Origin of the sequence: Flavobacterium sp. A45 (assembly GCF_002001005.1) — a bacterium.
Lineage (GTDB): Bacteria > Bacteroidota > Bacteroidia > Flavobacteriales > Flavobacteriaceae > Flavobacterium.
Map to the genome: position 1 here is coordinate 46,843 of NZ_MUNX01000104.1, position 25,497 is coordinate 72,339.

Genomic DNA, 25,497 nt, shown 5'->3' on the forward strand with positions numbered 1-25,497 from the left:
TAAAATATGATTAGTGATTTAATTCTTAAAACGACAAGAATTTTTTCTCAATGATTTCCATAAACCGGTGTTCATACTCTTCTTTTCCGTCCCAGTTATTGTAATCCGGTTTTACTAATTCGTCTATAAAAGCTTTGGTTTCCAGAAAAGTGTCAAATGTTATCAATTGGTTGAGAACACGGTTATAATCCTCATTACTTCCGCCAAACAAATGTTTGACAAATGCAATTCGGTCGTTTAGTCCAATCGCTATTTCTTTGACTAATTTGTCATTCAAAGTAATTGATTTAGGCTCTTCTTTTTCGAAACTGGTTTGAGGAGCATTTAAAACTGGTTCTTTTTGAAAGTCAAAAGAAGGAGCTGACTGAATGGAATCGGCGTTTTGTTTTTTATCTGAAACTTTTACAAAATCAGGGTCAGTGTATTTTCCACCAAGAAGATCATCAAAGGAAATCTGTACAACGTCTTTTTTCTTTGGAGTTTCTGGTTTTATTGTTTCTATTGGTTCAATCTCTGTTTCTTCTTGTTTTTCTTCTGTATCTTCTGAAAGAATCTCTTTAGATTCTTCTTCTACGGCAACAGGCTCCGTAATAATTGGTGCAGAAACTTCTTCGATTGCTGCAATAATTTCTTCTGGTTCAGCTTTTTCTGTTTCTTCTTCCACTACAACAGGGCTGATAGTTTTATCCTCAATAATTTCGACCAAAGGATTTTCTTCTAATGCAGTTTTGATACTTGAAACTGGTTTTTGAAATTCAGGTACAGGAATGTTTTCGAAAAACTCTTTCATTTTTTCAACCACTTCAGCTTGACCAATAGTTGGTTTTGCATCCGAAAAATGTTCTTCAACAAATCGTAAAACTGCTAATTTTTCATATAATTTTTGTGTTTCTAAAAAAAGCTGATTGATGTCAGATTTATTTTTAAGTTGTAAAATTCTATGAGCAATGCTGATTAAGTCGGCTTCCAATTTTTTTTTCATGGCTTCTGAAATTATAATGAATATGGCTTTATATAAAATTATTCTTTGTTTGTACTAGCTGGCGAGGTATAGATTTCTTTTTTACTATTTATTATTTAAATAAGATCTCTCAAATTTTCGATTTGATAAAAATTATCTACTTTTGAAACCAAGTAAATGTTTCAAAATAACTTCATCAAATTCGAACACTTTATTTCAAAACGTTTACTAGGTAAAATTAAGTTTACCCATGCGATTTATTACCGTTACAAAGTAATAAAAACTATTCATTTTTTAAGCTAGAAAAATACAAAATGTTTCTCGAAAACACAGTAAATCATAAAGAGCAGTTTGGTTGGATTGAAGTCATTTGTGGCTCCATGTTTTCGGGCAAAACCGAAGAACTTATTCGCAGGCTGAAAAGAGCACAATTTGCCAAGCAAAAAGTAGAAATTTTCAAACCTGCTATTGACACTCGATATCATGAGGAAATGGTGGTTTCCCACGACAGCAACGAAATTCGATCAACCCCCGTTCCCGCTGCGGCCAATATAGCGATTTTGGCTCAAGGCTGTGATGTGGTTGGAATTGATGAAGCTCAGTTTTTTGATGACGAAATCGTAACTGTTTGCAACGATCTTGCCAATCAGGGGATTCGTGTGATTGTTGCTGGTCTGGATATGGATTTCAAAGGCAATCCTTTTGGACCAATGCCCGCACTTATGGCCACTGCCGAGTACGTGACCAAAGTTCATGCCGTATGTACACGAACAGGGAATCTAGCCAATTATAGTTTTCGAAAGACGGATAATGATAAACTCGTAATGCTTGGTGAAACCGAGGAATATGAGCCATTGAGTCGCGCTGCCTATTATCACGCGATGAGAAAAGATGACAAAAACAGCGAGAGTCATAAACCCAATAATAAAGACTAAGATTGAATTTAAATATTGTAAATATTGAAACTGTCCTCAATTCGAAATGGAATGGAAATCCGACAGGAGAATCTATTGATAACATTTCTATTGACAGTCGTTCTTTGCAAAACAATGAAAAAACACTTTTTTTTGCATTAGTTGGAACCAATAACGACGCTCATATATACCTAAAAGATTTAATTGGTAAAGGCGTTCGGAATTTTGTCGTGACTCATATTCCCGATGGTCTTGAATCAAAAGCTAATTTTTTAGTTGTTAAAAATACTTTAGAAGCTTTACAGCAAACTGCTGCCCATTACCGAAGCTTTTTTTCGTTTCCAATTATAGGAGTTACAGGAAGTAACGGCAAAACAATCGTAAAGGAATGGCTCAATTTTTTGTTGAGTCCCGATTATAATATTATCCGAAGTCCTAAAAGTTATAATTCTCAGGTTGGTGTTCCGTTATCGGTGCTTGCTACTAATGAGAAACACAATCTAGGTGTTTTTGAAGCCGGAATTTCGACCGTTTCAGAAATGGCGAAACTGGAGAAAATCATTCAGCCAACTATTGGAATTTTAACCAATATTGGTTCTGCCCACGATGAAGGGTTTAAAAATCTGGAAGAAAAAGTCAAAGAAAAAATGATACTTTTCAAAGATTCGGAAGTAGTGATTTATCAAAAAAACAGTAGCGTAGAGCAATTTATTCTTCCAAATACTAACGCAATTTCTTGGTCATTTACAGATACAACTGCTACAGTTTTTGTTTGCAAAAAAGAACATACACACGAACATACAAATATTGAGTATACCTATAAAGAGAATGTTTCGACCTTGAAAATTCCTTTTGTGGATGATGCTTCTGTTGAAAATGTGATTTCGTGTTTATTGGTTTTACTGCATTTTGAATATGATGCCAAAACCATTCAAAGTCGAATAGAATTATTGTATCCGATTGAAATGCGTTTGAAAGTAAAAAAAGGAATCAATAATTGCAGTCTTATTGATGACAGTTATAGTTCCGATTTTCAATCTTTAAAAATAGCATTGGATTTTCTCGAAAGCCAAAAACAACATCAGAAAAAAACGGTTGTACTTTCGGATATTTTTCAAAGCGGATTGTCGAATGAAGTGTTGTATTCTAAAGTGGCGGAGTTGATTGTTTCGAATAATATCAGTCGTTTTATTGGTATTGGTGAAACGATTTCAACATTAGAAACAAAACTTCCGAATGCCATTTTTTTTAAAGACACTAACGAGTTTTTATTGCATTTGGAGCAATTGCATTTCGAAAATGAAACCATTTTAATAAAAGGCGCGCGATCTTTTCAGTTTGAAGAAATTGTAGCTGCATTTGCTGAGAAAACACACGAAACGGTTCTTGAAATCAATCTGAATGCGATTAGCCATAATTTTAACTTCTTTAAATCAAAGCTGAAACCCAACACCAAAATGATGGCGATGGTAAAAGCATTTGGTTATGGAAGTGGAGGATTTGAAATTGCAAAATTACTGGAACATCATAAAGTAGATTATTTGGGAGTGGCTTTCGCAGATGAAGGGATTTCGTTAAAAACCGCAGGTATCAAATTGCCTATTATGGTTTTGAATCCTGAAAACACTAGTTTTCCTGCCATTATTCAGCATCAATTGGAACCTGAGATTTACAGTTTGAAAGGACTGAATGCTTTCCTGAAAATTGCGGAACAAAAAAAACTAAAAGATTTTCCTATTCATATTAAAGTGGATACTGGGATGCATCGTTTGGGTTTTGAGGCGAATACAATTGATGATTTAATAGCTACTCTGAAAGGAAACTCAACAGTCAAAGTACAAAGTATTCTATCACATTTGGCCACAAGTGATGATTTGCAACATAAAGATTTTGTGCAGTATCAGATTAATTTATTCGAAAAATTATCTTCTCAATTAATGAACGAATTGGAGATTACTCCCATTCGTCATATTTTAAATACTTCAGGTATCAGTAATTTTCCACAGGCACAATACGATATGGTTCGTTTGGGAATTGGTCTTTATGGTGTTTCTAATGATTCAGAAGAACAAAAATATCTTGAAAATGTTGGGACTTTAAAATCCATTATTTCCCAAATCAGAACCATTCAATCAGGAGAAAGTGTTGGCTACGGCAGACGATTTATGGCAAATAGAGAATCTAAAATTGCCACAATTCCTATTGGTTATGCCGACGGAATTGCCAGAAGTTGGGGAAATGGAATTGGTTTTGTTACGATTAAGAATAAAAAAGCAAGCATTCTTGGAAGCGTTTGTATGGATATGTTAATGGTTGATGTGACCGAGATTGATTGTAAAGAAGGAGATGCCGTAGTGATTTTTGGCGAAAGCCCAACTGTCTCTTATATGGCGGAACAATTGAAAACAATCCCTTATGAAATCCTTACAAGTATTTCTCAACGTGTAAAACGTGTTTTTTATAGGGAATAACATCTTTTTTTGTTAAAGATTGAGTATATTCGTTACATTATAAACTAACCAAAATCAATACATTATGGGATTTATTAGTGATTTCAAAGCTTTTTTAATGAAAGGCGAAATAGTGAATTTGGCAACAGCCGTAATCGTTGGGGGTGCTTTTGGAAAAATTGTCACCTCTTTTACTAATGACGTTTTGATGCCGCCGATAGGACTGGCATTGGGAAAAGTAGATTTTAAAAACCTAAAAATTGTTCTTCAGGATGGCATTCCCGCTGTTATGGAAAATGGTGCTGAAAAAGTGCCCGCAATTGCAGAAGTTGCCATTAATTATGGTGCTTTTATTCAAACCGTTTTTGATTTTGTGATTATTGGTTTTTGTATCTTTATGGTGCTGAAAGCTTATGAAAAAACCAAAAAACAAGAAGTTCCGGTTGAAGCTCCACCTGCAGGACCAACACAGGAAGAATTGCTTACTCAAATTAGAGATTTACTAAAGAAATAGATTCTAAGTTAAAGAGAAAAATAGTACTATTTCAAATCTTAGAAACTTAGTGTCTCAGAATCTTAGAAACTATAAAAAAACAATACCGCTCTACACTATATATTCTAACTAAACCACCTTATAAATGGGTGGTTTTTCTGTTTTTGTTTAATTTATAACAATTTGTTAATTTTTGTGAAGACGCTTGTTATGTTTTGAATATTACATACTTTTGTACTTCAAAAATAAAATATACACACTTATAATATAGTTACGATGAGAATAGCAGTTGTAGGAGCTACCGGAATGGTTGGCGAAATAATGTTGAAAGTATTGGCAGAAAGAAATTTTCCTGTAACCGAATTAATTCCAGTTGCTTCTGAGAAATCAGTTGGAAAAGAAATTGAATTTCAAGGAAAAAAATACAAGGTAGTAGGAATGCAAACAGCCGTTGATATGAAAGCGGATATTGCATTATTTTCTGCTGGTGGAGGAACGTCATTAGAATGGGCCCCAAAATTTGCTGCTGCAGGAACTACAGTTATTGATAATTCATCAGCTTGGAGAATGGATCCAACCAAAAAATTGGTGGTACCGGAAATCAATGCAAATCAATTGACAAAAGAAGATAAAATCATTGCAAACCCAAACTGTTCTACTATTCAAATGGTATTGGCTTTGGCTCCATTGCATAAAAAATACAATGTAAAACGTGTGATTGTTTCTACTTACCAATCCATTACAGGAACTGGTGTAAAAGCGGTTCAACAATTCGAAAACGAAGAAAAAGGAATCAAAGGCGATATGGTTTACAAATACGAAATCAACCGTAACTGTATCCCACAATGTGATGTTTTTGAAGATAACGGATACACCAAAGAAGAAATGAAATTGGTTAAAGAAACCAAAAAAATCTTAAGCGATGATTCAATCAAAGTAACGGCTACTGCTGTTCGTGTGCCAGTTGTTGGTGGGCACAGTGAAGCAGTGAATGTTGAATTCAGCAATGATTTTGATGTAAACGATGTAAGAACTCTTTTGAGCCAAACAGATGGTGTAACGGTTCAAGACAATTTAGATACTTTTACTTACCCAATGCCAAAATATGCCGAAGGTAAAAATGACGTATTCGTAGGACGTATTCGTCGTGACGAAAGTCAGGCAAACACTTTGAATATGTGGATTGTTGCTGATAACTTGAGAAAAGGAGCAGCTACTAATACTATTCAAATTGCAGAATATTTAATTGCAGCAAAATTGGTTTAATCCATTTCAGATATTTAATTCACAAGAAAACTACAACTTTAATCGGTTGTAGTTTTTTTGTTTTCTTACCTTTGCGTTGATGAAAAGGAAACAGCTCATATTAAATTTTTCTTTGGTTGTTGCGGTATTGTTTTCAATACTGTTTCAATCGGTTGATAGTATCGGCCATTTAAAGGAAAAATTTTCTGAAAAATCCTGTCATCATACCTATAATTCCAGTTCGGAGTTTACCCACCAACACCACAATTTTGATCATTGTTATGTTTGTCAATTCGGTTTTAGCAGTTTTGTAACACCAATAAATTATTCCTATGCATTCTTCGCTGGGAATTGGAAAATACCCTATTTCTTTGCAACTGTAAAAAGCGTTTTTTCGTTTTCCGGTAGCTTGTATTCCCATCGTGGCCCCCCAAATTGTTTGTAAACAACCCAGTTATCCCTCACTTCGCATCAATCCGCAGATAAAATTTATCTAGGAGCGAAAGAATAGGCTTTATCAGTAAACATTGTTCCTGCTGTCCGCTATATTCCATCTCGTAGAAAAAACGAGCTGGGATGCCGCTTCCATCAGGGCTAAAAAGCCAACATAGTCTATTTTTGGAATTAATGCAATCAATGACTTTTGGTTTATATATAATTTCAATGTGAGTTTAGCTTTGTTCAGGTTGTTCGTTTTAAATCAAGCTATTTAGAGTTTGCTTTCAAAAGAGATTTTGTTAGTAGTTCTATTATTTACAAAACATTTTCAATCACTTGATGCCTTTTAAAAAAGGACTTTGATTGAGAGCAATACAAATTTTCAAAATGAAACAATATATAGTAGCCTTATTTCTGGGGCTTACCACTTTTTTACAGGCACAAAATTCAATCACAGGAAAGGTAACCGATTCTAAAAACAATCGTCTACAAGGAGTTGTGGTTTATGCCACAGAGTCACATAAATCAGCTAGTACCGATGAAAACGGAGCGTATACTTTAACTGAACTTCCAAACGGGGAGGAAACTCTAGTATTTTCATACGTAGGTTTCGCAACTCAAAACAAAAAAGTCGCTAAAATTCAAAATACCCAAACTCTGGATATTGTAATGGATGAAATAGCTTTCCAAATGGATGAGGTTATTGTGTCAACTCCTTTCTCCAAATTGCAATCGCAAAATGTAATGAAAGTAGATCGAGAAAGTGTCAAATCAATGCAAGAAAAGGGAAGTGCCACTTTGATAGAAGGCTTAGCTACAATCCCTGGGGTTTCACAGATTTCTACGGGAACATCTATCGGGAAACCGGTGATTCGTGGATTGAGTGGAAACCGAGTTTTAGTGTATACACAAGGTATACGGTTAGAGAATCAACAGTTTGGAGACGAACATGGTTTGGGATTGAACGATTCTGGAGTCGAAAATGTTGAGGTAATAAAAGGCCCTGCATCCTTGCTTTATGGATCGGATGCATTAGGAGGAGTTTTGTTTTTTAATTCCGAAAAATTTGCGTTGGCCAATACTTTTCAGGGAGATTTTGGGCAAAGATTGTTTTCGAATACTCTTGGAGCCAGTACAACTTTGGGCTTGAAAACATCTACCGATAATTGGAAATATTTGATTCGCGGGGCATACAACACACAATCCGATTATAAGATTCCAGATGGCGATCGTGTTACGAACACTCGCTTTCAGGAAATGGATTTTAAAGCAGGAATTGGGTATAGCAATGCCAAGTTTTCGAGCACTTTGAGATACAATTACAATAATTTGGATGTCGGAATTCCAGAAGACGGAATTGCAGATCAAACCACAACCAAAAAAACAACTTTTCCAAAGCAAGAGGTGTTTAGTAATTTATTTTCTTTGAATAATACCCTGTTTTTTAGTGATTCAAAATTGGATGTAAATTTAGGATATATTCAAAACGACCGTTCCGAGTTTGAAGACAGCAACGTTGCGATTTTGCATATGGTTTTAAAGACATTTGATTATAATGTCAAATATTATTTGCCAAAATTGGGTAAAGTAGAAACGATAGTGGGTGTTCAAGGAATGTCTCAGGAAAATAAAAATCGTGCCGAAGAGTTTTTGATTCCAAATGCAACAACCAATGACTTTGGGGTTTTCGGAACTGGAATTTATGACTGGGGTTCGAATTCATTGCAAGCAGGACTTCGTTTTGATTACAGGAAGTTAGTTTCCGAAGAAAATGGAATCGCTGGTGAAGAAGGTTATTTTGAGGCACTCGATAAAAACTATGACAGTTTCAATGCATCATTGGGATACAAAACCAATTTTGCTAAGGATTTGACTTTTAGATTGAACGCCGCAACGGGTTTTAGAGCACCAAATTTGGCTGAGTTGTCTTCTAATGGGGTTCATGAAGGTACTTTTCGTTACGAAATTGGAAACCCTAATTTGAAAACCGAACAAAATCTGCAAACCGATTTAGATTTGGAATACAAAAGCACCCATTTTGAGTTTAGCGTAAGTGGTTTTTACAATCATATTAATGATTACATTTATTCGTCACCATCGGGAGCAGAAATTGATGGATTTAAAGAGTATAATTACATTCAAAACAATGCCAATTTGTATGGAGGTGAAGTTGCTTTGCATATTCATCCACACCCTTTGGATTGGTTGCATTTTGAGACCAGTTTTGAAACCGTTACAGGAAAATTACAAGATGGTGGTTACTTGCCCCAAATTCCAGCAAACAATTGGGACAACACTATAAAAACGGATTTTGTAATTGGTAAATGGTTGGAAGAAAGTTTTGCAACATTCAATGTTTCTACCACTTTCAGTCAGGATAAAGTGAGCGGATTCGATATTCCTTCAGATGGTTATACATTGTTGAATATGGGTTTTGGAGGAAAAGTAAAACTCGGAAAAACCGCTTTCGATGTAAACCTTAACGGAAATAATTTACTGAACAAAACATATATTCCTCATTTGTCCCGTTTGGCAACAGATGGAATTCCAAATATTGGAAGAAATTTTGTTTTGGGAGTTGCGTTTAAATTCTAAGTTTAAATTTTTACAAAACAACAAACCCCAATAGCAAATTGTTATTGGGGTTTGTTGTTTTGTAAAATAATGGCAAAAAGGCTAATTCTTTGTAGCTGTTATGGTGTTTTTTTTATTCCCAATTTTTTATTTCATTAAATTTTATTTCGTACTCAACAATTTTTCCATTAGCCAAATATTCTTTTTCGAAAATTATAATGTCATTGTTAAATTTAATTGGCTTTATGAAACCTTTGTCGGCCGTTGAGATTCTTGCGAATTTTCCTTTTTCAAGGTCAATCAAAGTCAATGCAGTTATGGGGCCTTTTTGGTAATCTATAGTTAGCCATTCTTGCAATGCTAAAAAAGTTGAGTTGGGATGCCATTTAAATTCAAGTCCAAATATTCTGTTTGCGATTAATTGTCCGTTTAATTTTATTTTGTAGTAAGTTGGTCCAAACCGAATTTCGCCTTCGAAAATAAAATCAAACGCATACTTTTTGTCTTGAGATTTATATGCACCTATTTTTTCTGTTTCCATTAACTGTCAGTTTCTATTTTGTAATACCTCATCATAACTCTTAGCCTCGATAGCAGTTAAAATCTTTTTGTGTCGGTGTTCGGACAAAAAATTGTAACTAAAAGCTGGACAATGTTTCTGAAAAATGCCAATGTTCCCGCTCCAAAAATAATTGATTGGAACTTAGGATTTGAATCAGACATAAAAATATATCTGCGTTAATCTGCTTGATCCGTTAAATCTGTGGGTAATTATTAATATTCAATTTTTCCTATATGTCTCATAATCCGAACAATTTTTGTCTTTCTATTGTTGATGTAGGAAGAGGAACTTGTGGCTTTATATTTTCGGGGATTGGGTAATATTGCTGCGATTCCGGCTGCTTGAACCATTGTTAAGCTTGAAGCATCTTTTCGATACCAATGTTCTGTAGCGGCATATGCCCCGTAAACGCCGTCACCCATTTCGATACTGTTGAGGTAAACTTCCATAATTCGTTTTTTGCCCCAAATAGCTTCTATTAAAACGGTAAAATAAGCTTCCAAGCCTTTTCGAAGGTAGCTTCGGCCTTGCCAAAGGAAAACATTTTTGGCCGTTTGCTGTGATATGGTGCTACCGCCTTTTATTTTTCGACCTCTTTCATTGCTCTTATATGCTTTTTGCATCGCAATAAAATCAAAGCCGTTATGAGTTAGGAAAGTTCCGTCTTCACTGGCAATGACGGCCTTTTGTAAATTCATCGAAATTTTATCTATAGGTTCCCAGTTATGGCTGAAATAAATTTCTTTTCCTGCTGCTTTGTTTTCAAAATAACGAATCACCATTAACGGGGTAAATGGAACAGGCACAAATTTAAAAAGTACAACAGAAGCTATTGAAAGGCCAAAAAACCACAACAAAGCTTTCAGTAAAAGCCATTTTATTTTGGACACAAGGCTTCCTGATTTTTTTTTAACTGGTTTCTTAGTTGTTTTTTTTGGTGTTATTTTGGTTGCCATTTTTTATGTTAAATCTGCGAGTTCGTTTCCTATTAAACTGCCTATTGCCACACCCATTCCGCCTAGTCTAACGCCACAATACACGTTTTCAGAGAGTTGGGAGATAATAGGTTTTTTGCTGTTACCAATGCCCATAATGCCACTCCAGCGGTGCTCAATACGGACATCCTGATTGGGCAAAATTACTTTTTTTAATAAGTCTTCCAATTTTTTTTGCACAATTTCTGTTTGGCCAAATTCGGTTGTGGTTTCAGTATCAAAATCTAGATTTCTTCCGCCTCCAAGTAATATCCTGTCGCCTATATTTCTAAAATAGTAATAGCCTTTATCCAAATGAAAAGTTCCTTTTATGTCTAAATTGGGAATTGGTTCAGTGATTAAAACCTGTGCTCTGGCTGGTTTTACTCCGCCTTTGGTGAGTGTGTTGGCAAAGCCATTGGTGGCAAACAATAATTTTTTGGTAGTGAAACTAAAATCTCCAAGAGCAACTTCAACACAGTTTTCGTTATCCAAAAAGGAAGTAACAGTTTGTTGGTTCAGAATTAAAATATCTTGCTCAATAGCTTGCTTTAACAAAGCTTGCATCATATTTCCAGTGTCAATTTGAGCTTCAAAAGGATTAAAAATCAAATATTCGTTAATGTCTCCAAAACCAAAACGATCCACTTCTTTGGCAAATACATCAGATTTGAAAATTGGTTTTAAGATCTCATTTATAAAAGGTAATCTATTTGAACACTCGGAAAAACTACTGTCATCATCTTTCAAAAACAATTCATAACCGCCATATGGCCTGAAATCTATTATTTGATCACCAAGGCGTTTTCTCAATAATTGTAGGCCGCTCCATCTTTTTTGGACAAGCTGAATGACTTCTTCTTCAGTATGTGTTTTTAAATCTTCGATGATTTCTGAGATGCTGCCAAAGCAGGCAAATCCAGCATTTTTGGTACTAGCTCCTTGGGGTAACATTCCTTTTTCGAGTATCAATATTTTGCTGTCTGGGTATTTTTCACGCAAGCGTAATCCGGTATGTAAACCCACAATACCACTACCCACAATAGTGAAATCTATATTAGTAAACCAATTTTTTAATTCCCAATAGCTTAGTTGCATTTGACTTTTTTTTATAAAATTAAATAAATTTTCTAGTTTTTGAATACTACACTTCGAATATGTTGGGCAATCCAAATCATTATTTTAAGTAAGAAATGTGTTAATGTTGAAAACAATAGGGATTTGGCATTATAATTGTGTTGTTAAATTGGATTTTAAAACCAGATTATATTTCTAGATCAGCAGAAAAACTATCTGGAAAATCAATATATAATATTAAAAATTAAATGTTTAGTAATGTTTGAAAATATAGATGAGCTTATAGAAGTAAACTTAAAACTGCTATATACATCGAAATCCCAGTTTATGATGCGAATCAATTTTAAGGACGAATGCGGTTTCAATTTGAAAAATTCTAAAGTGTTTGCAGAAATTTTAGACCACAAAGGTCTTGTCGTATTAGAAAAAGACCAAGGTTTCCGATGTGATCTAACGGATTTTGGTAAACAGGTATATGAGAGTGGAGGATGGAATAAATATATCGAGAGTGTTGAATCGTTTGCGAAATTTAAAACGGTCGTTAATACGGATTCCCAAGTTAAAAAAATTGAGCAGTCATTTCTGAAAAAAGTTGTGATTGCCGGTATTATTGTATTGGTTTTGTGTTTTTTCATTACCTTATTGACGGTTGAATTCTTTAAATTTTCTTAAATTCTTTTGATTTTTTTTCAGTATTAAAAAGACATGGCTTTTTTTAAGTTTTTTTTATGTGATGCTATTCATCTTAAGTGATAATTATAATGTTATATTTGAAAAATGAATATGTATTTTAAATAATTATGAGAAAAACACTCTTTTTAATGCTAACAATGATGAGTTTAACCGCAAGTGCTCAGAATGTAATGACTCCGGAATTACTTTGGAAATTAGGACGAATTACTCCTTTAGGAATTTCAAAAGACGGCAAAAATGTCGTTTACAAAGTTTCGACACCCTCAGTCGAAGAGAACAAATCCAATTCTAAATATTATACTGTTTCGATTAATGGAGAGACAGTTGCAGAAATTAAGAATACAAAAGATATTTTGGTTGATAAAAACATTTCCCCTGATGGGAAATACATAGTTTATAACCAAGAAGTTAAAATTGATAATGTCTTAGGAAAAGACTATTACCCTAATTTGGATAAATCCAATGTTCAAATCTATAATGGTCTCGATTATCGCCATTGGGATACTTGGAACGAAGGGAAATTCAATCATGTTTTTTACAAAGAAAATAAGGAAGGTTCAGAAGGAATTGATATTCTAAAAGGAGAAAACTTTGATAGTCCTCAAAAACCTTTTGGTGGTGATGAAGATTATAATTGGTCTCCAGATGGGAAAAGTATAGTGTATGTGTGCAAAAAAAAGGCGGGCACTGAATACGCACTTTCCACAGATACTAATATCTATGAATACAATCTTGAAACAGGAAAAACCATCAACAGAACCGAAGGAAATTTTGGATATGATATGGCTCCACAATTTTCACCTTCTGGTGACTTGACTTGGCTGCAAATGAAACGTGATGGTTATGAGGCAGACAAAAACGATTTGATTGTTAGTTTCAAGGGAATGAAAATAAATCTAACTGCCAATTGGGACGGAACGGTAAGTAGTTACAAATGGAGTAATGATGGGAAAAAGATTTATTTCATAGCACCAATTGACGGGACATTGCAGGTTTTTGAGGTTAATTTTCCAGGTTTGACAAAAATTGCAATTACTGTAAAGCAAATCACAAAAGGTGATTTCGATGTACATGATTTGATTGGGTTTTCGGGAGAAGATTTGATTGTTACCAGAAACGATATGAATCACGCTGCTGAAATTTTTTCTTATAATTTGAAGAAAAACACATGGAAACAGTTGACCAATGTAAATACTGCAACTTATTCAACATTGGCATTAAGCAAAACCGAAAGACGTTACGTAACTACTACTGACGGAAAAAAAATGTTGGTATGGGTAATTTTGCCTCCAAATTTTGATGCTACCAAGAAATATCCAACGCTGTTATTTTGTCAAGGTGGACCACAATCTCCTTTAACTCAATCATATTCTTTTCGATGGAATTTCCAATTGATGGCAGCCAATGGATATGTAGTTGTAGCACCAAACCGTCGCGGAATGCAAGGTCACGGTGTAGAATGGAATGAGCAAATTAGTAAAGATTGGGGCGGACAGGTAATGGACGATTATCTTTCGGCTATTGATGATGTCGCCAAAGAAAGTTATGTTGACAAAGCTCGTTTGGGTTGTGTTGGTGCAAGTTATGGTGGTTATTCTGTGTTTTATTTAGCAGGAATCCATAACAATAGATTCAAAACATTTATTGCCCACGATGGAGTTTTCAATACCCAAAGCATGTTTGGAACCACCGAAGAAGTTTTCTTCAATAATTGGGATTTTGGCGGGCCTTACTGGGAAAAAGACAATGTGGCTGCACAAAAAGCATACACCAAATTCAATCCTATAAATTATGTTCAAAACTGGAATACACCAATTTTGATTATTCAAGGAGGAAATGATTTTAGAGTGCCTATTGGGCAAGGGCAAGAAGCTTTTCAAGCGACGCAGATAAGAGGAATCAAAAGCAGATTTCTATATTTTCCGGAAGAAAATCACTGGGTTCTAAAACCTCAAAATGCCCAGATTTGGCAAAAAGAGTTTTACAAATGGCTTAAAGAAACCTTGTAACGCTCCGATTAATTAATAATTCAGAAACAGTATTGTAACAATATTGCGTTTTTTGTTACATATCGTGAAACCTTAACCTATTTTAAAAATGTATAAATTACCCATTAAATCGTTCTTTATCGCAACTACTCTAGTTGTTGGTATGAATACGATGACTGCTCAAGACGGATTAGTCAATTCATTGAAAGTAAACGTTAGCGAAAAAAGCGCAGAAAGTTTTAAGTTTACAGATGTGATTAATCTGGCTAATACTTCTGTCAAAAACCAAGGATCTTCAGGGACTTGTTGGAGTTATTCTACCAATTCTTTTTTAGAATCTGAAATGATTAGAATGGGAAAACAGCCGGTAGAATTATCACAAGTTTTCTCTGCTCGAAATGCTTATGTTGAAAAAGGTAAAAATTATGTGCGTATGCACGGAGCCGTAACATTGGGTGATGGTGGAGAATTACACGATGTAACCAATATGTATAAAAAATACGGAGCTGTACCTCAAGAAGTGTATACTGGTTTGAACTATGGTACATCGAAAAATAAGTTTGCTGAAATGGCTGCTTTGACCGAAGCTATGTTGGCAGCAGTTGTGAAAAATCCAAACGGGGAACTTACTCCAAATTGGGAAAAAGCATACGCAGCAGTTATTGATTCTTATTTGGGTCAAGTTCCTGAAAATTTCATGTACAAAGGAAAAAGCTACACACCACAAACATTTGCCAAAGAAGTAGTAGGAATCAACCCTGATGAGTATGTTGAGTTTGCATCTTATGCCAATGTACCGTTTTACACAAAAACGATGATGATGGTTCCTGATAACTGGTCATTTGATTTGGTTTACAATGTCAAGATGAACGATATGACGACTATCATTGATAATGCGTTGAAAAACGGTTATACAGTAGCTTGGGCTTCGGATGTGAGTGAGAAAAGCTTTAGTTGGAAAAATGGTGTAGCTTATGTTCCAACCAAAAAGTATGATGAAATGACAGCTGAAGAAAAAGAAAATATGTTTAATGGTCCAAAACAAGAGTTGGAAATCACTGAAGAAATTCGTCAAAAAGCATTTGATAATTATCAAACTACCGATGATCACGCAATGCACATTGTGGGGATTGCCAAAGATCAAATGGGTAAAGAATATTATATAGTAAAAAATTCTTGGGGAGCAACCAATGATTATAAAGGATATTTGTATGTGAGCAAGAATTTTGTAAAATACAAAACAACTTCATTGATGGTTAATAAAGGTGGTGTTCCATCTGATATTGCAAAGAAAATAGGGGCGTAATTTTTGTCTCTTCAGATTGTTAAAAGCCTGTCTTGATTCATTCAAGGCAGGTTTTTTTTATTGTAAACATTTTGGCTTACGTTCTCAAGGTCACTCTTAAATAAGCTATAGAAAACTGAGGGGATATACGATTAGCGTTTCATGCTAAAATGAGATTTGAAGACTTGGGCAACTCCATTTTGGGTATAAAAAACCTGAAACCAATAATCGGTGGAAGGAAGTGGATTGCCATTGTAATTGCCGTCCCAGCCAGGCTCGGAAGGTTTGAGTTCTTTTAGGAATTTGCCATAGCGGTCGAAGATATTTATAACGGCATCGGGCTGAAATGAGAGATCGGGTATGTTCCAAGTGTCATTGAAACCATCGTTGTTTGGGGTAAAAAATTTAGGATATTTAAGCACATTGGCGATTAAAACCCGGTTGTCACAATTTCCTTTGGTATCTTTTACGGTAATAATATGTTGTCCCGAAGTGACATTGGAAAATACATTGCTGGTTTGAAAATTTCCATCATCCATTTGATATTCATAGATCCCAAAACCATTAGTTAAGGTAACTATAATATCGATATTGTCTTCGAAAGCATTGGTCACGGTCACGGTTGCAATTGCTGGACTGGATTTTTCAACGGTAACTGTAGCTGGATTGTAACCACAATCGTTACCAATATTAGTTGTGTTTTTGGTACTTACTACCGTATAGATTCCTTCTTGAATTGCAGTATAATTGGCACCTGTGCTTATTTTATTTCCGTTCAAAAACCAATCTATTGTATAGTTGGTTGTATTAAGTCCTGGATTCAATTGAGCTGCATTGATTATTGCTCCTGTCTGGTAATCGACACAGATTACACCGCTTTTCAATGGCAAATCTTTCAAGGGATAAATGGTAATGTTAAAATCATCTTGAGAAGCACAGCTGGAATTTTCCGGAGCTGGAGCATAAATGTACATCTTTTGGCTAGTTGTAATTTGCTGCCCTGCCAAATATAGCGTTCCTGTTGCATCCGATCCAGAATAATAATCCCCAATGGATAAGGGAGGCAATGTGTAACTTTGACAAATAGCGACATCCGCTGTGCTGACCAATAGGGGAGCTGTAGAAATGGTAACCGAAAAGCTCTTTTCGCTTGAGCAGCTCAGTCGATTGCCAACAATGGCAAAGACGTAAATTGTCTGTGAAGTTCTCAATACTGTTCCCGTTGGAATTACTGGGCCTTTCCCTCTGGGTTGAGAATAATAATTTCCTTGATTTAATGGGGGTAGAGTGTAGCTGTCGCAAACGCTTACATCGTCAAAATTACCTAAGTCAATTCCATTGACATTAACCTTAAAAAAAGATTCATTGCTGCATTTGGTAAAATCAGGCCACTCATTATAGATGTAAATAGTTTGTGTGGTTGTTATGACCGTTCCTTCGGCAAGTTGATTTCCCAAACCACTAGGCCCTCCTGTAGCGGTGTAATACCCGCCATTTTTTAATTTTGGTAACTTAAAATCAGTACATGTGATTACATCCGTAAAACTATCCACAGGTGGCAGTGGTCTGATTTCGATACTAAAACTATGTTCATTAGTACAATCTATTCCAGCTGCATAAATATAAATCGTCTGCGTTGCAGTGATGATGTCGCCAGCTTTTAATTGAAGTCCGCCACCATTTGTTTCGGTAAAATAATTACCATTGACCAAGGGAGGCAATACATAACTTTGGCATTCTAGCCTATTACTTGGCGTATCAACCAATGGCAATGGTTTTATGGTAATTTGGTATTTTAGATTATCGGTGCAATTGGGAGAGGTTGTGGTGACAACATAATAGTACACGGTTTGCGAATTGGTAATAACCGTTCCGGAAGGGATATTTTTGCCTTGACCGTTTGGACTGTCATAATAACCGCCAATTGCAACAGCTGGTAAAGTATAGCTTCCACATTCTGTAATGGGAATATAGGACGCAGTATTTACAATGTCAATTCTGAAGGAGTACTCATTGGTACATTTTCCATCATTTGCAAAAATAAATAGCGTTTGGCTCGAAGTTATATTATCTCCAGCATTCAAAGGAATTCCGAATCCTCCTGATAGACTATAATAATTTCCATTTGTCAACGGTGGCAAAGTATAGGAATCACAAGTCACTACATTACTGGGCTTATCTACAAGTGGCAAGGGATATACGACAAAAGGGACTGCTTCGTCACGGCAAACCACACCGTTGATTACGGCATAATAATAAATGGTATTGTCTGTTGTATATCTAGTCCCAACTGAAATTGTATTACCTCTTCCTCCAGCCTCCGTAAAAAAACCACCGACAACTACGCTGGGAACTATGTATTCCCCACAGGCTTCTTCAGGAAAATCAATTTCATAAACAAAGGTCAGCTTAAAAGAATTTTCATTGGTACAATTGTTTGTTGGAGTTGGACCGCTGTAAATATAGTAGATTCCGGTTTTTACAATAATATCCCCTGCATTCAATTTAATTCCAGTTCCATTTGGTCCCGTATAATAATCCCCATTTGTAATTGGCGGTAATGTGTAACTGTTGCATGCAATCACATCAGCGATATCATCAACTGTGGGAAGTGAATAAACAATTACATTGAAATTAATAGTAGTATAACAAACCGAGTTGGGAATATTTTCAATACGCACCCAGATTGCTTGAGGTGATTGGGACAAAGAAACGATAAAGGCTGTTGGATTTGGTATGGCATTTGACGCGCTATTTGCTTCTGACTGGCTTGTATAATAGGTGATATTGTAATCCGAAGGATTTAATCCATTCAGGATAGGGTTTTCCTGAATTGTTAAATTCACCAGCACTCTTCCAAAATTGGTGTCACAAAAACTTAGGTCTGGAGGTTTAACAACATTGATAGGAGCTGTCACCAATAAATCAAACGATAGGAGATTATTGCAAAACGTATTTCTGTTAGAAACATGTACCGCTTTAATGTATATTGTTTGATTACCGGCGCTGGTAAAAGAAGCCAATTGACTATCGGGAATGGTTGGTCCGTTTGAATTGGCTGCAGCCAAAGAATCAAAATAGTTCAGAGAATATTCTGCCGGATTGAGACCTAACGTAATTAAATTATTCTGTGTCAGGTTATATTGATAAGTGGTGTTTCCGGTATAGCAAGCAACTAAATTCTTAGGTGATTTAATGACCAAATCGCTAATGACCACCTCGTCTTTTATGACACAACCGGAAAGTGTTGCTGTAACCCCATAAGTCCCTGATTTATTGAGCGTCAAAGAAGCGCTTGTTTCAGTAGGAATTACCGTTCCGTCGAGAGTCCACTCGTATGTGTAATTCCCAACAAGCCCAGATTGGAGTGTAATTCTTTCGCCTTCGCAAATGGCTCTATCAGGACCTAAGTTCATAGTAGTCATAAAACTGCCTCCTTTTATGAATACTGCCGAATCATAATTGCTGTCATTGTAATCTCCAATTGCCAGTTTTATGCTGTATGTCCGATTTGGAATCACAGTTGACGAAGCTGTCAAAACTTTGGTTTCACCTCTCATGTTTATAGCTGACTCCCCCGGATTGGTTACATTATAATGGTCAAACAAATTGGCATTGGCAGATAAACAGGAAGAATTGTACTGTTCGTCTCTAATATTCTTGACAGAAACTGGAGTTGTTGTTCCTGGAAGCACAGCAAGATTTGTGGCAACTCCTGTAGTTAGATCAGTCAATATAAATGCAAAAACATCGCTAAAACCACATTGAAATTCACCATATTCATTAGATGCAAAAAGAAAATCAAAACTAAAATTACTGGACAAAGGAGTAAAATCAAACTGAATATAACTTACATCGGTAATAGGGACAATTTGTCCGTTACTGTCGCTTATAGCTTGCAAATCGGCATCATTTGCTGTGTTTAACTGACTGCTTTCATTGGCTCCAGTATAAATTCCTTCGGTATATTTTGCTATTCCATTCCTAATAATGATTCCGCTTGATATTGGGAAATTGGGATTGGTACTGGTGAATTTACCAATGCCTTGGTGTGATGAAAATCTGAAGTTACTTTCATTCGCACAAGCATTCTTCATTAATTCTTCCCGAATCAGTTCGGGTATACCCAAGCTTGTCGTGTCAACTATGATCCCCTGCGACAAAGATATAGTCGAATAAAATAATAAAAGTAGAAATAGAGTCTTTCTCATAATTCTGATTTTATTAATTTGGGGTGTTTAAAGGTACAAATGATTTTATTTTTAATGTAATGAATTTCAGTATTTTATGTTGTTAAAATCATTTACAATTAATTATTGTACAAAAGTTATTATCGCTTCTAATTTTAGTAAATTGCATATTCTGTCAATCTTTTTCTTTAAAAAAAATAAAAATGAGCACATACGATATTGTTACCCTTACTGTAAATCCAGCTTTAGATAAAAGCACCCATTTTAAAGGCTTGGTAGCCGAACAAAAAATTCGCTGTGAAGAACCTCGCTTTGATGCTGGAGGTGGTGGAATCAACGTTTCCAAAGCCATTTCAAGGCTAAACGGCAGTTCTTTAGCAGTATTCACTTCGGGAGGTCCATTGGGAAAAATGCTCGAAGAATTGGTTGCCAAAGAATCCATCTCCTTTCAAGCCATTCCCATTCAGACCTGGACTAGAGAAAGTTTTGTGGCTGTAGATGATAACACCAATTCACAGTACCGCTTTGGGTTTACCGGAGGAGAAATTACTGAAGAGGAAGAGCAGGCCGTACTCAATGCAGTGGCAGACTTAAAACCAAAATTCTTAGTAGCCAGTGGCAGTTTAAATGAAGGTTTATCATCCGATTTCTATCAAAAGATTGCCGAAATAGCAAAACAATCTGGCGCAAAGTTAATAGTGGATACATCAGGGGAAGCTTTGAAAAAAGTATTGGAAACAGGCGCTTATCTAATTAAACCAAACGTAGGAGAACTGGCGAAACTGATTGGTGTTGAACGACTGGAAATGGAAGAAGTCAATGAAGCAGCCAAACAAATTATTGCCAAAGGCGGAGCGGAAATTGTGGTAGTTTCTCTCGGGCCTCAAGGAGCGGTCTTAGTAACTAAAGATAATTATGAATTTGTCCCAGCTCCCAATGTCGCTAAGAAAAGTACCGTTGGTGCCGGTGATAGTATGGTCGGCGGAATGGTTTGGGCACTTTCGCAAAATAAAAGCCTGAAAGAAGTAATCCGCTGGGGTGTTGCCTGCGGTTCTGCCGCCACAATGAACGAAGGAACCCAATTGTTTAAAGGTACAGATGCGCAACGATTGTTCGATTGGTTGAAGGACAAATAATTTTTTTTAAGTTTCTGAGCCAGAAAGTGACTAAGTTGCTAAGTTTAGAAATATTTAAAAATCGAATTAAAAATCGAAAACCTGATGGTTTTACCTTCGTCAGGTTTTCTCTATTCTTTTCTCTTTGTTCTTTTCTCTTTACTCTATTTTCTAAAATAATTAAAAAAATAAAAACCTACTGACAAACTGTTGTCACCGACCGTATCTAATTTTGAAGAAGTAAACAATGAAAAACTTTAAAATTATGAAAACATTAGCAGCACAAGTTATTACTCCCGAAGATTTATTGAAACACTGGCAAGGACATCGCGCTTTAACACGCCGTGTAATTGAAATATTTCCTGATAAAGATTTCTTTGAATTTTCAATTGGCGGGATGCGTCCATTTTCAAAATTAGCCGATGAGCTTTTAGCTATTGGAGCCCCAGCACTTAAAGGAATAGTCAATCGTGATATTCAACCTTATACTGAGGGAACTGAAAAATTAATTTTTAAAGCGCAATACCTTGAAAAATGGGACGAAGCTACCGCAGAAATTAATGAAAATTGGCAGAAATTAACCATCGAAGATTTTAATGAAACCTTTAATTTATTTGGTCAATATGAATTCCCAATCGTTCAAAATATTTTATATTTTATTGATAACGAAGTGCATCATCGAGGTCAGGGTTATGTTTATTTAAGAGCCTTGGGAATTGAACCTCCTTTTTTCTGGGAAAGATAAAAATTAAAAAAACTCCTAATATGAAATTCATTTTAGGAGTTTTTTTATAAAAGGCGTCGTCTGTTTTTATCTAATAATTCCAGAATTTTAGTTTTTAATCTTTCCGGTTCCAATATAGTTGCATAATCCCCAAACATCATATACCAACGCGAAAATCCTTCCATCGTATCACACGACATAAAAGTCATTTCGATTTTGTCGTCTATTGCTTTTTCCGAAACAAAGCCGTGGTATTTTCGTTCGTATTTCAGGTAATTGGCAATTTTTTTCTCCACCAAAATCCTGATTTTGATTGTTGAAACAGTTTTGTTTTTATCTAAATAAGTTTCTAATGCATCGTGTTCTATTGAAAAAGGGATTTCCGTTTTTTTAATTCCGTGTATCCGATCAGCCCGGAATTGTCTGTAGTCTTTACGCAAATGACAATACCCTAACATATACCAATTGTTATTATCGTGAAAAACTCCAACAGGTTCAATATGACGTACTGTAATTCCATCCGATTGAATAGCTTCATACGAAAGAAAAACTTGTGTTTTTTCGGCGATGCTTTCAAAAAGCGTTGCCAAAGTATTCGGAGATTTATCATTAAAAAGTTTCTCCGAAGATTGCATTAACACACTCGACTCAATACTGGAAACCCAATCTTTATCATCACTTCGCAACACAGCCTTTAATTTATACATAGCCGAAGCATAGTGATTTCCAAGAGTTGTATCAGTAAATTTCTGCATTAGTTTTTCAGCCGCTATAAAACTGCTGGCTTCTTCGCGGGTAAACATAACAGGCGGTAACCGATAGCCGTCCATTAAAGCATAACCAACACCAGCTTCACTATAAATAGGAACTCCAGAAGCTTCTAATGTCCGAATATCACGATAAATTGTTCGCAGGCTAACCTCAAAACGATTCGCCAATTCCTGTGCTTTTACAATCTTTTTGGATTGCAGTTGAATAAGAATGGCAACAATGCGGTCAAATCGTTTTGGGGTTTCGTCGAGCATTTTTTTAAGTTACAAAGGTTTTGAGCATAGAATCTCAAAGATACATTTCAAAAATAGAAAACCCTAACAACTTTTGTTATTGAAGTTTTACTTATTGTTTCTTTTCCAGATTTCTGGGTTTTTAGAAGTATGAAAAACGGCAAAAACAGTAACATTTTTTGTATTTTCATTTATTAGGTAATGAATCAAAAAAGGAAATTTTTCTATTTTCCTACATCGAATTTCATTGTATTTTATACTAAAAAGATAAGGGTCTTTTTTTAAAGAATTGATTTGTTTTTTGACTTGCGTTTTATAACGTAAACCCAATCCTTTCAATTGCATTTCATACCATTCAAAAGTTTCTTGAATGTCATTCAAAGCGTCAGTGTCTATTTTTAATTGAAAATGCAAGTCCTAAAGCGTTTTAGAAACTTCATCCCAATCTAAAAGTCTTTCGGGGTTTGCATTTGCTTTTGCCATTCGGTCTAAAACAATTCGTTGGTGTTCGACAGGAATTTCCATATCTTCATTCCAGATAGCATCATTAACTCTCAATCTATCCTTAGGAGAAAGTTGCTTCACAGCTTCAATCAATTGATTGACACTCAAATCGATATTTAATTTTATAGTTTCCATAAAAACAAAGTTAGTAAAAACAAGTTGCAGCAAAAAAAAAACCTGACAATTTTTGCATCATCAGGTTCTCTCTATATTCATTACTCTTTCTTCTATTCTCTAGAAAAAAAATCTAGTCGTTCAATTTCAAAACAGCCATAAACGCTTCTTGCGGAATTTCAACATTTCCAACCAGTCTCATACGTTTTTTACCTTTTTTCTGTTTCTCCAATAATTTACGTTTACGGGAAATATCCCCACCATAACATTTGGCGGTAACGTCTTTACGCAACGCTTTTATCGTTTCACGGGCAATGATTTTAGCACCAATTGCTGCTTGAATCGGAATATCAAATTGTTGTCTTGGAATCAATTCACGCAATTTCTCACACATTTTTTTACCAATGTTATAAGCATTGCTTTCGTGAATTAAGGCGGAAAGTGCATCCACAGACTGTGCATTCAATAAAACATCCAAACGAACTAATTTTGAAGTACGCATTCCAATTGGCGAGTAATCAAATGAAGCATATCCTTTTGAAACCGTTTTTAATCTATCGTAAAAATCGAATACAATTTCGGCCAATGGCATATCGAAATTTAGCTCAACTCGCTCAGTTGTTAAATACGTCTGATTAGTAATAACTCCTCGTTTTTCGATACATAAACTCATTACGTTTCCAACGAAATCAGCTTTCGTGATAATAGTAGCTTTTATAAAAGGCTCTTCAACGCGGTCTAATCTTGATGGTTCTGGTAAATCCGAAGGATTGTTAATTACAAATGCAGTATCTGGATCTTTTTTGGTGTAAGCCAAATACGAAACGTTCGGAACCGTAGTAATTACGGTCATATCAAATTCACGTTCCAAACGTTCCTGGATGATTTCCATGTGTAACATTCCCAAGAATCCACAACGGAAACCAAATCCTAGAGCTGCTGAACTTTCGGGTAAAAATACTAACGAAGCATCGTTCAATTGTAATTTTTCCATCGAAGCACGCAAATCCTCGTAATCCTCAGTATCTACAGGATAAATCCCGGCAAATACCATTGGTTTTACATCCTCAAAACCAGTAATCATATTCGTTGTAGGCGTTTTGGCATCGGTAATCGTATCTCCTACTTTTACTTCTTTGGCTTCTTTAATTCCCGAAATCAAATACCCAACATCTCCTGTCGAAATCACATTTTTAGGAACTTGATTCAATTTCAAAGTCCCAACTTCATCGGCAAAATATTCATTGCCAGTAGCCATAAATTTAATTTTTTGGCCTTTCTTTATTTCCCCGTTTTTCACACGGAAAATTACTTCAATACCACGAAACGGATTGTAGTGCGAATCAAATATCAAAGCCTGAAGAGGTTCATCTTTTACTCCTTTTGGAGCTGGAATTTTTTCAATAATTGCAGCCAATATATTTTCTACACCAAAACCAGTTTTCCCAGAAGCATGGATAATATCTTCCAATTTACATCCAAGCAAGTCAATAATATCATCACTTACTTCCTCTGGATTGGCACTTGGCAAATCTACTTTATTCAAAACTGGAATAATTTCCAAGTCGTTTTCTAGAGCCAAATACAAGTTAGAAATCGTTTGTGCCTGAATGCTTTGTGCCGCATCCACAATCAGCAATGCACCTTCGCAAGCCGCAATAGAACGCGAAACTTCATAGGAGAAATCTACGTGTCCCGGAGTATCGATCAGGTTCAAGATATATTCTTCCCCTTTATATGTATATTCCATTTGGATTGCATGACTCTTGATCGTGATACCACGTTCACGCTCCAAGTCCATATTGTCCAGTAATTGCGCTTTTTCTTCACGAGCCGTTACTGTTTGGGTTGCCCCCAATAATCGATCCGCTAATGTACTTTTTCCGTGATCAATATGTGCAATAATGCAAAAATTCCTAATATGTTTCATGTATAATGATGTGTAACTTTTATTATTCCGAACAGCCACTGGCTGTTCTCCTCTTAATCTCAAATCTCACGCAAACGCCGTAAAGCGACAATTAATCTGCAAATATACTCTAAATTCAACAGTTTCAAAGTTTCAAAATAGGAAACTCAAGCATTTACCCAAAGTCTTTTCAAATTGTAATACATATACCCTTTAATTAGTTAGCAAATTATTCAAAATCATCTTCTTAGTTATCTAATGTCATTAAGTTTTTTATCCTTTC

At 35.4% G+C, this 25,497-nt stretch carries 19 protein-coding genes; 10 read left to right on the forward strand and 9 right to left on the reverse strand.

Translation table 11 applies throughout. The features are described from left to right. Window positions 1-25: 25 nt before the first annotated feature. Window positions 26-982 (reverse strand): hypothetical protein, encoded by a 957-nt coding sequence (locus tag B0E44_RS13300; RefSeq protein WP_077376034.1) that lies wholly within the window; start codon window positions 980-982, stop codon window positions 26-28. Between the two features lie 293 nt (window positions 983-1,275). On the opposite strand from B0E44_RS13300, the gene B0E44_RS13305 reads away from it, so the two are divergent. From B0E44_RS13305 to B0E44_RS13330, 5 genes are all read left to right on the forward strand, one after another. Then, entirely contained in the window at window positions 1,276-1,896 is a 621-nt protein-coding gene (locus tag B0E44_RS13305; RefSeq protein ID WP_077376037.1) for a thymidine kinase, read from the forward strand. A gap of 2 nt (window positions 1,897-1,898) precedes the next feature. Next, the gene (locus tag B0E44_RS13310; protein WP_077376041.1) at window positions 1,899-4,346 is read left to right on the forward strand and encodes a bifunctional UDP-N-acetylmuramoyl-tripeptide:D-alanyl-D-alanine ligase/alanine racemase; all 2,448 of its coding nucleotides are present in this window, start codon (window positions 1,899-1,901) and stop codon (window positions 4,344-4,346) included. A gap of 64 nt (window positions 4,347-4,410) precedes the next feature. After that, window positions 4,411-4,839: a large-conductance mechanosensitive channel protein MscL gene (gene mscL / locus B0E44_RS13315; protein ID WP_077376044.1), complete on the forward strand. Its 429-nt coding sequence runs from the start codon at window positions 4,411-4,413 to the stop codon at window positions 4,837-4,839. 255 nt (window positions 4,840-5,094) lie between these two features. After that, entirely contained in the window at window positions 5,095-6,084 is a 990-nt protein-coding gene (locus B0E44_RS13320; protein WP_077376047.1) for an aspartate-semialdehyde dehydrogenase, read from the forward strand. 804 nt (window positions 6,085-6,888) lie between these two features. Then, on the forward strand, window positions 6,889-9,096 hold the full coding sequence (locus B0E44_RS13330; protein ID WP_077376053.1) for a TonB-dependent receptor: 2,208 nt from the start codon (window positions 6,889-6,891) through the stop codon (window positions 9,094-9,096). A gap of 112 nt (window positions 9,097-9,208) precedes the next feature. Here B0E44_RS13330 and B0E44_RS13335 read toward each other — a convergent pair whose 3' ends face one another. The 3 genes from B0E44_RS13335 to B0E44_RS13345 form a co-directional block, all read right to left on the reverse strand. Beyond that, window positions 9,209-9,616: a hypothetical protein gene (locus B0E44_RS13335; RefSeq protein WP_077376056.1), complete on the reverse strand. Its 408-nt coding sequence runs from the start codon at window positions 9,614-9,616 to the stop codon at window positions 9,209-9,211. A gap of 233 nt (window positions 9,617-9,849) precedes the next feature. Continuing rightward, a complete protein-coding gene (gene mtgA / locus B0E44_RS13340) occupies window positions 9,850-10,593 on the reverse strand; it encodes a monofunctional biosynthetic peptidoglycan transglycosylase (protein ID WP_077376059.1) in 744 nt (247 codons plus the stop codon). A 3-nt stretch (window positions 10,594-10,596) separates the two neighbouring features. Next, window positions 10,597-11,709, reverse strand: a complete 1,113-nt coding sequence (locus tag B0E44_RS13345) for an FAD-binding oxidoreductase (protein ID WP_077376062.1) — start codon at window positions 11,707-11,709, stop codon at window positions 10,597-10,599. A gap of 237 nt (window positions 11,710-11,946) precedes the next feature. On the opposite strand from B0E44_RS13345, the gene B0E44_RS13350 reads away from it, so the two are divergent. From B0E44_RS13350 to B0E44_RS13360, 3 genes are all read left to right on the forward strand, one after another. After that, window positions 11,947-12,360 (forward strand): hypothetical protein, encoded by a 414-nt coding sequence (locus tag B0E44_RS13350; protein ID WP_077376065.1) that lies wholly within the window; start codon window positions 11,947-11,949, stop codon window positions 12,358-12,360. Between the two features lie 128 nt (window positions 12,361-12,488). After that, a complete protein-coding gene (locus B0E44_RS13355; RefSeq protein WP_077376068.1) occupies window positions 12,489-14,390 on the forward strand; it encodes a S9 family peptidase in 1,902 nt (633 codons plus the stop codon). An 88-nt stretch (window positions 14,391-14,478) separates the two neighbouring features. Further along, window positions 14,479-15,675, forward strand: coding sequence for an aminopeptidase C (locus tag B0E44_RS13360; RefSeq protein WP_077376071.1), 1,197 nt, complete (start codon window positions 14,479-14,481; stop codon window positions 15,673-15,675). Window positions 15,676-15,806: 131 nt separating this feature from the next. Here B0E44_RS13360 and B0E44_RS13365 read toward each other — a convergent pair whose 3' ends face one another. Beyond that, window positions 15,807-19,865, reverse strand: coding sequence for a T9SS type B sorting domain-containing protein (locus B0E44_RS13365; protein WP_077376074.1), 4,059 nt, complete (start codon window positions 19,863-19,865; stop codon window positions 15,807-15,809). A gap of 182 nt (window positions 19,866-20,047) precedes the next feature. Here B0E44_RS13365 and B0E44_RS13370 point away from each other — a divergent pair, with 182 nt between their 5' ends. Both B0E44_RS13370 and B0E44_RS13375 read left to right on the forward strand, forming a co-directional pair. Further along, on the forward strand, window positions 20,048-20,980 hold the full coding sequence (locus B0E44_RS13370; protein ID WP_077376077.1) for a 1-phosphofructokinase family hexose kinase: 933 nt from the start codon (window positions 20,048-20,050) through the stop codon (window positions 20,978-20,980). 244 nt (window positions 20,981-21,224) lie between these two features. Further along, window positions 21,225-21,704, forward strand: a complete 480-nt coding sequence (locus B0E44_RS13375; protein WP_077376132.1) for a DinB family protein — start codon at window positions 21,225-21,227, stop codon at window positions 21,702-21,704. Window positions 21,705-21,748: 44 nt separating this feature from the next. Here B0E44_RS13375 and B0E44_RS13380 read toward each other — a convergent pair whose 3' ends face one another. The 4 genes from B0E44_RS13380 to lepA form a co-directional block, all read right to left on the reverse strand. Then, window positions 21,749-22,708, reverse strand: coding sequence for a YafY family protein (locus B0E44_RS13380; protein WP_077376080.1), 960 nt, complete (start codon window positions 22,706-22,708; stop codon window positions 21,749-21,751). An 87-nt stretch (window positions 22,709-22,795) separates the two neighbouring features. Further along, window positions 22,796-23,101: a type II toxin-antitoxin system RelE/ParE family toxin gene (locus B0E44_RS13385; protein ID WP_077376082.1), complete on the reverse strand. Its 306-nt coding sequence runs from the start codon at window positions 23,099-23,101 to the stop codon at window positions 22,796-22,798. Between the two features lie 3 nt (window positions 23,102-23,104). Next, window positions 23,105-23,326, reverse strand: a complete 222-nt coding sequence (locus B0E44_RS13390; RefSeq protein ID WP_077376085.1) for an addiction module protein — start codon at window positions 23,324-23,326, stop codon at window positions 23,105-23,107. A 112-nt stretch (window positions 23,327-23,438) separates the two neighbouring features. After that, window positions 23,439-25,235 carry a translation elongation factor 4 gene (lepA, locus tag B0E44_RS13395; RefSeq protein WP_077376135.1) on the reverse strand — a complete coding sequence of 599 codons (1,797 nt, stop codon included), beginning with the start codon at window positions 25,233-25,235 and terminating at the stop codon, window positions 23,439-23,441. Window positions 25,236-25,497 lie beyond the last annotated feature (262 nt).

Bases quoted from the DNA above. Each gene is read 5' to 3' on its own strand.
- B0E44_RS13300 (WP_077376034.1), bottom strand. From the start codon at position 982: ATGAAAAAAAAATTGGAAGCCGACTTAATCAGCATTGCTCATAGAATT.
- B0E44_RS13305 (WP_077376037.1), top strand. From the start codon at position 1,276: ATGTTTCTCGAAAACACAGTAAATCATAAAGAGCAGTTTGGTTGGATT.
- mscL (WP_077376044.1), top strand. From the start codon at position 4,411: ATGGGATTTATTAGTGATTTCAAAGCTTTTTTAATGAAAGGCGAAATA.
- B0E44_RS13320 (WP_077376047.1), top strand. From the start codon at position 5,095: ATGAGAATAGCAGTTGTAGGAGCTACCGGAATGGTTGGCGAAATAATG.
- B0E44_RS13330 (WP_077376053.1), top strand. From the start codon at position 6,889: ATGAAACAATATATAGTAGCCTTATTTCTGGGGCTTACCACTTTTTTA.
- B0E44_RS13335 (WP_077376056.1), bottom strand. From the start codon at position 9,616: ATGGAAACAGAAAAAATAGGTGCATATAAATCTCAAGACAAAAAGTAT.
- mtgA (WP_077376059.1), bottom strand. From the start codon at position 10,593: ATGGCAACCAAAATAACACCAAAAAAAACAACTAAGAAACCAGTTAAA.
- B0E44_RS13345 (WP_077376062.1), bottom strand. From the start codon at position 11,709: ATGCAACTAAGCTATTGGGAATTAAAAAATTGGTTTACTAATATAGAT.
- B0E44_RS13350 (WP_077376065.1), top strand. From the start codon at position 11,947: ATGTTTGAAAATATAGATGAGCTTATAGAAGTAAACTTAAAACTGCTA.
- B0E44_RS13355 (WP_077376068.1), top strand. From the start codon at position 12,489: ATGAGAAAAACACTCTTTTTAATGCTAACAATGATGAGTTTAACCGCA.
- B0E44_RS13360 (WP_077376071.1), top strand. From the start codon at position 14,479: ATGTATAAATTACCCATTAAATCGTTCTTTATCGCAACTACTCTAGTT.
- B0E44_RS13365 (WP_077376074.1), bottom strand. From the start codon at position 19,865: ATGAGAAAGACTCTATTTCTACTTTTATTATTTTATTCGACTATATCT.
- B0E44_RS13370 (WP_077376077.1), top strand. From the start codon at position 20,048: ATGAGCACATACGATATTGTTACCCTTACTGTAAATCCAGCTTTAGAT.
- B0E44_RS13375 (WP_077376132.1), top strand. From the start codon at position 21,225: ATGAAAACATTAGCAGCACAAGTTATTACTCCCGAAGATTTATTGAAA.
- B0E44_RS13380 (WP_077376080.1), bottom strand. From the start codon at position 22,708: ATGCTCGACGAAACCCCAAAACGATTTGACCGCATTGTTGCCATTCTT.
- B0E44_RS13390 (WP_077376085.1), bottom strand. From the start codon at position 23,326: ATGGAAACTATAAAATTAAATATCGATTTGAGTGTCAATCAATTGATT.
- lepA (WP_077376135.1), bottom strand. From the start codon at position 25,235: ATGAAACATATTAGGAATTTTTGCATTATTGCACATATTGATCACGGA.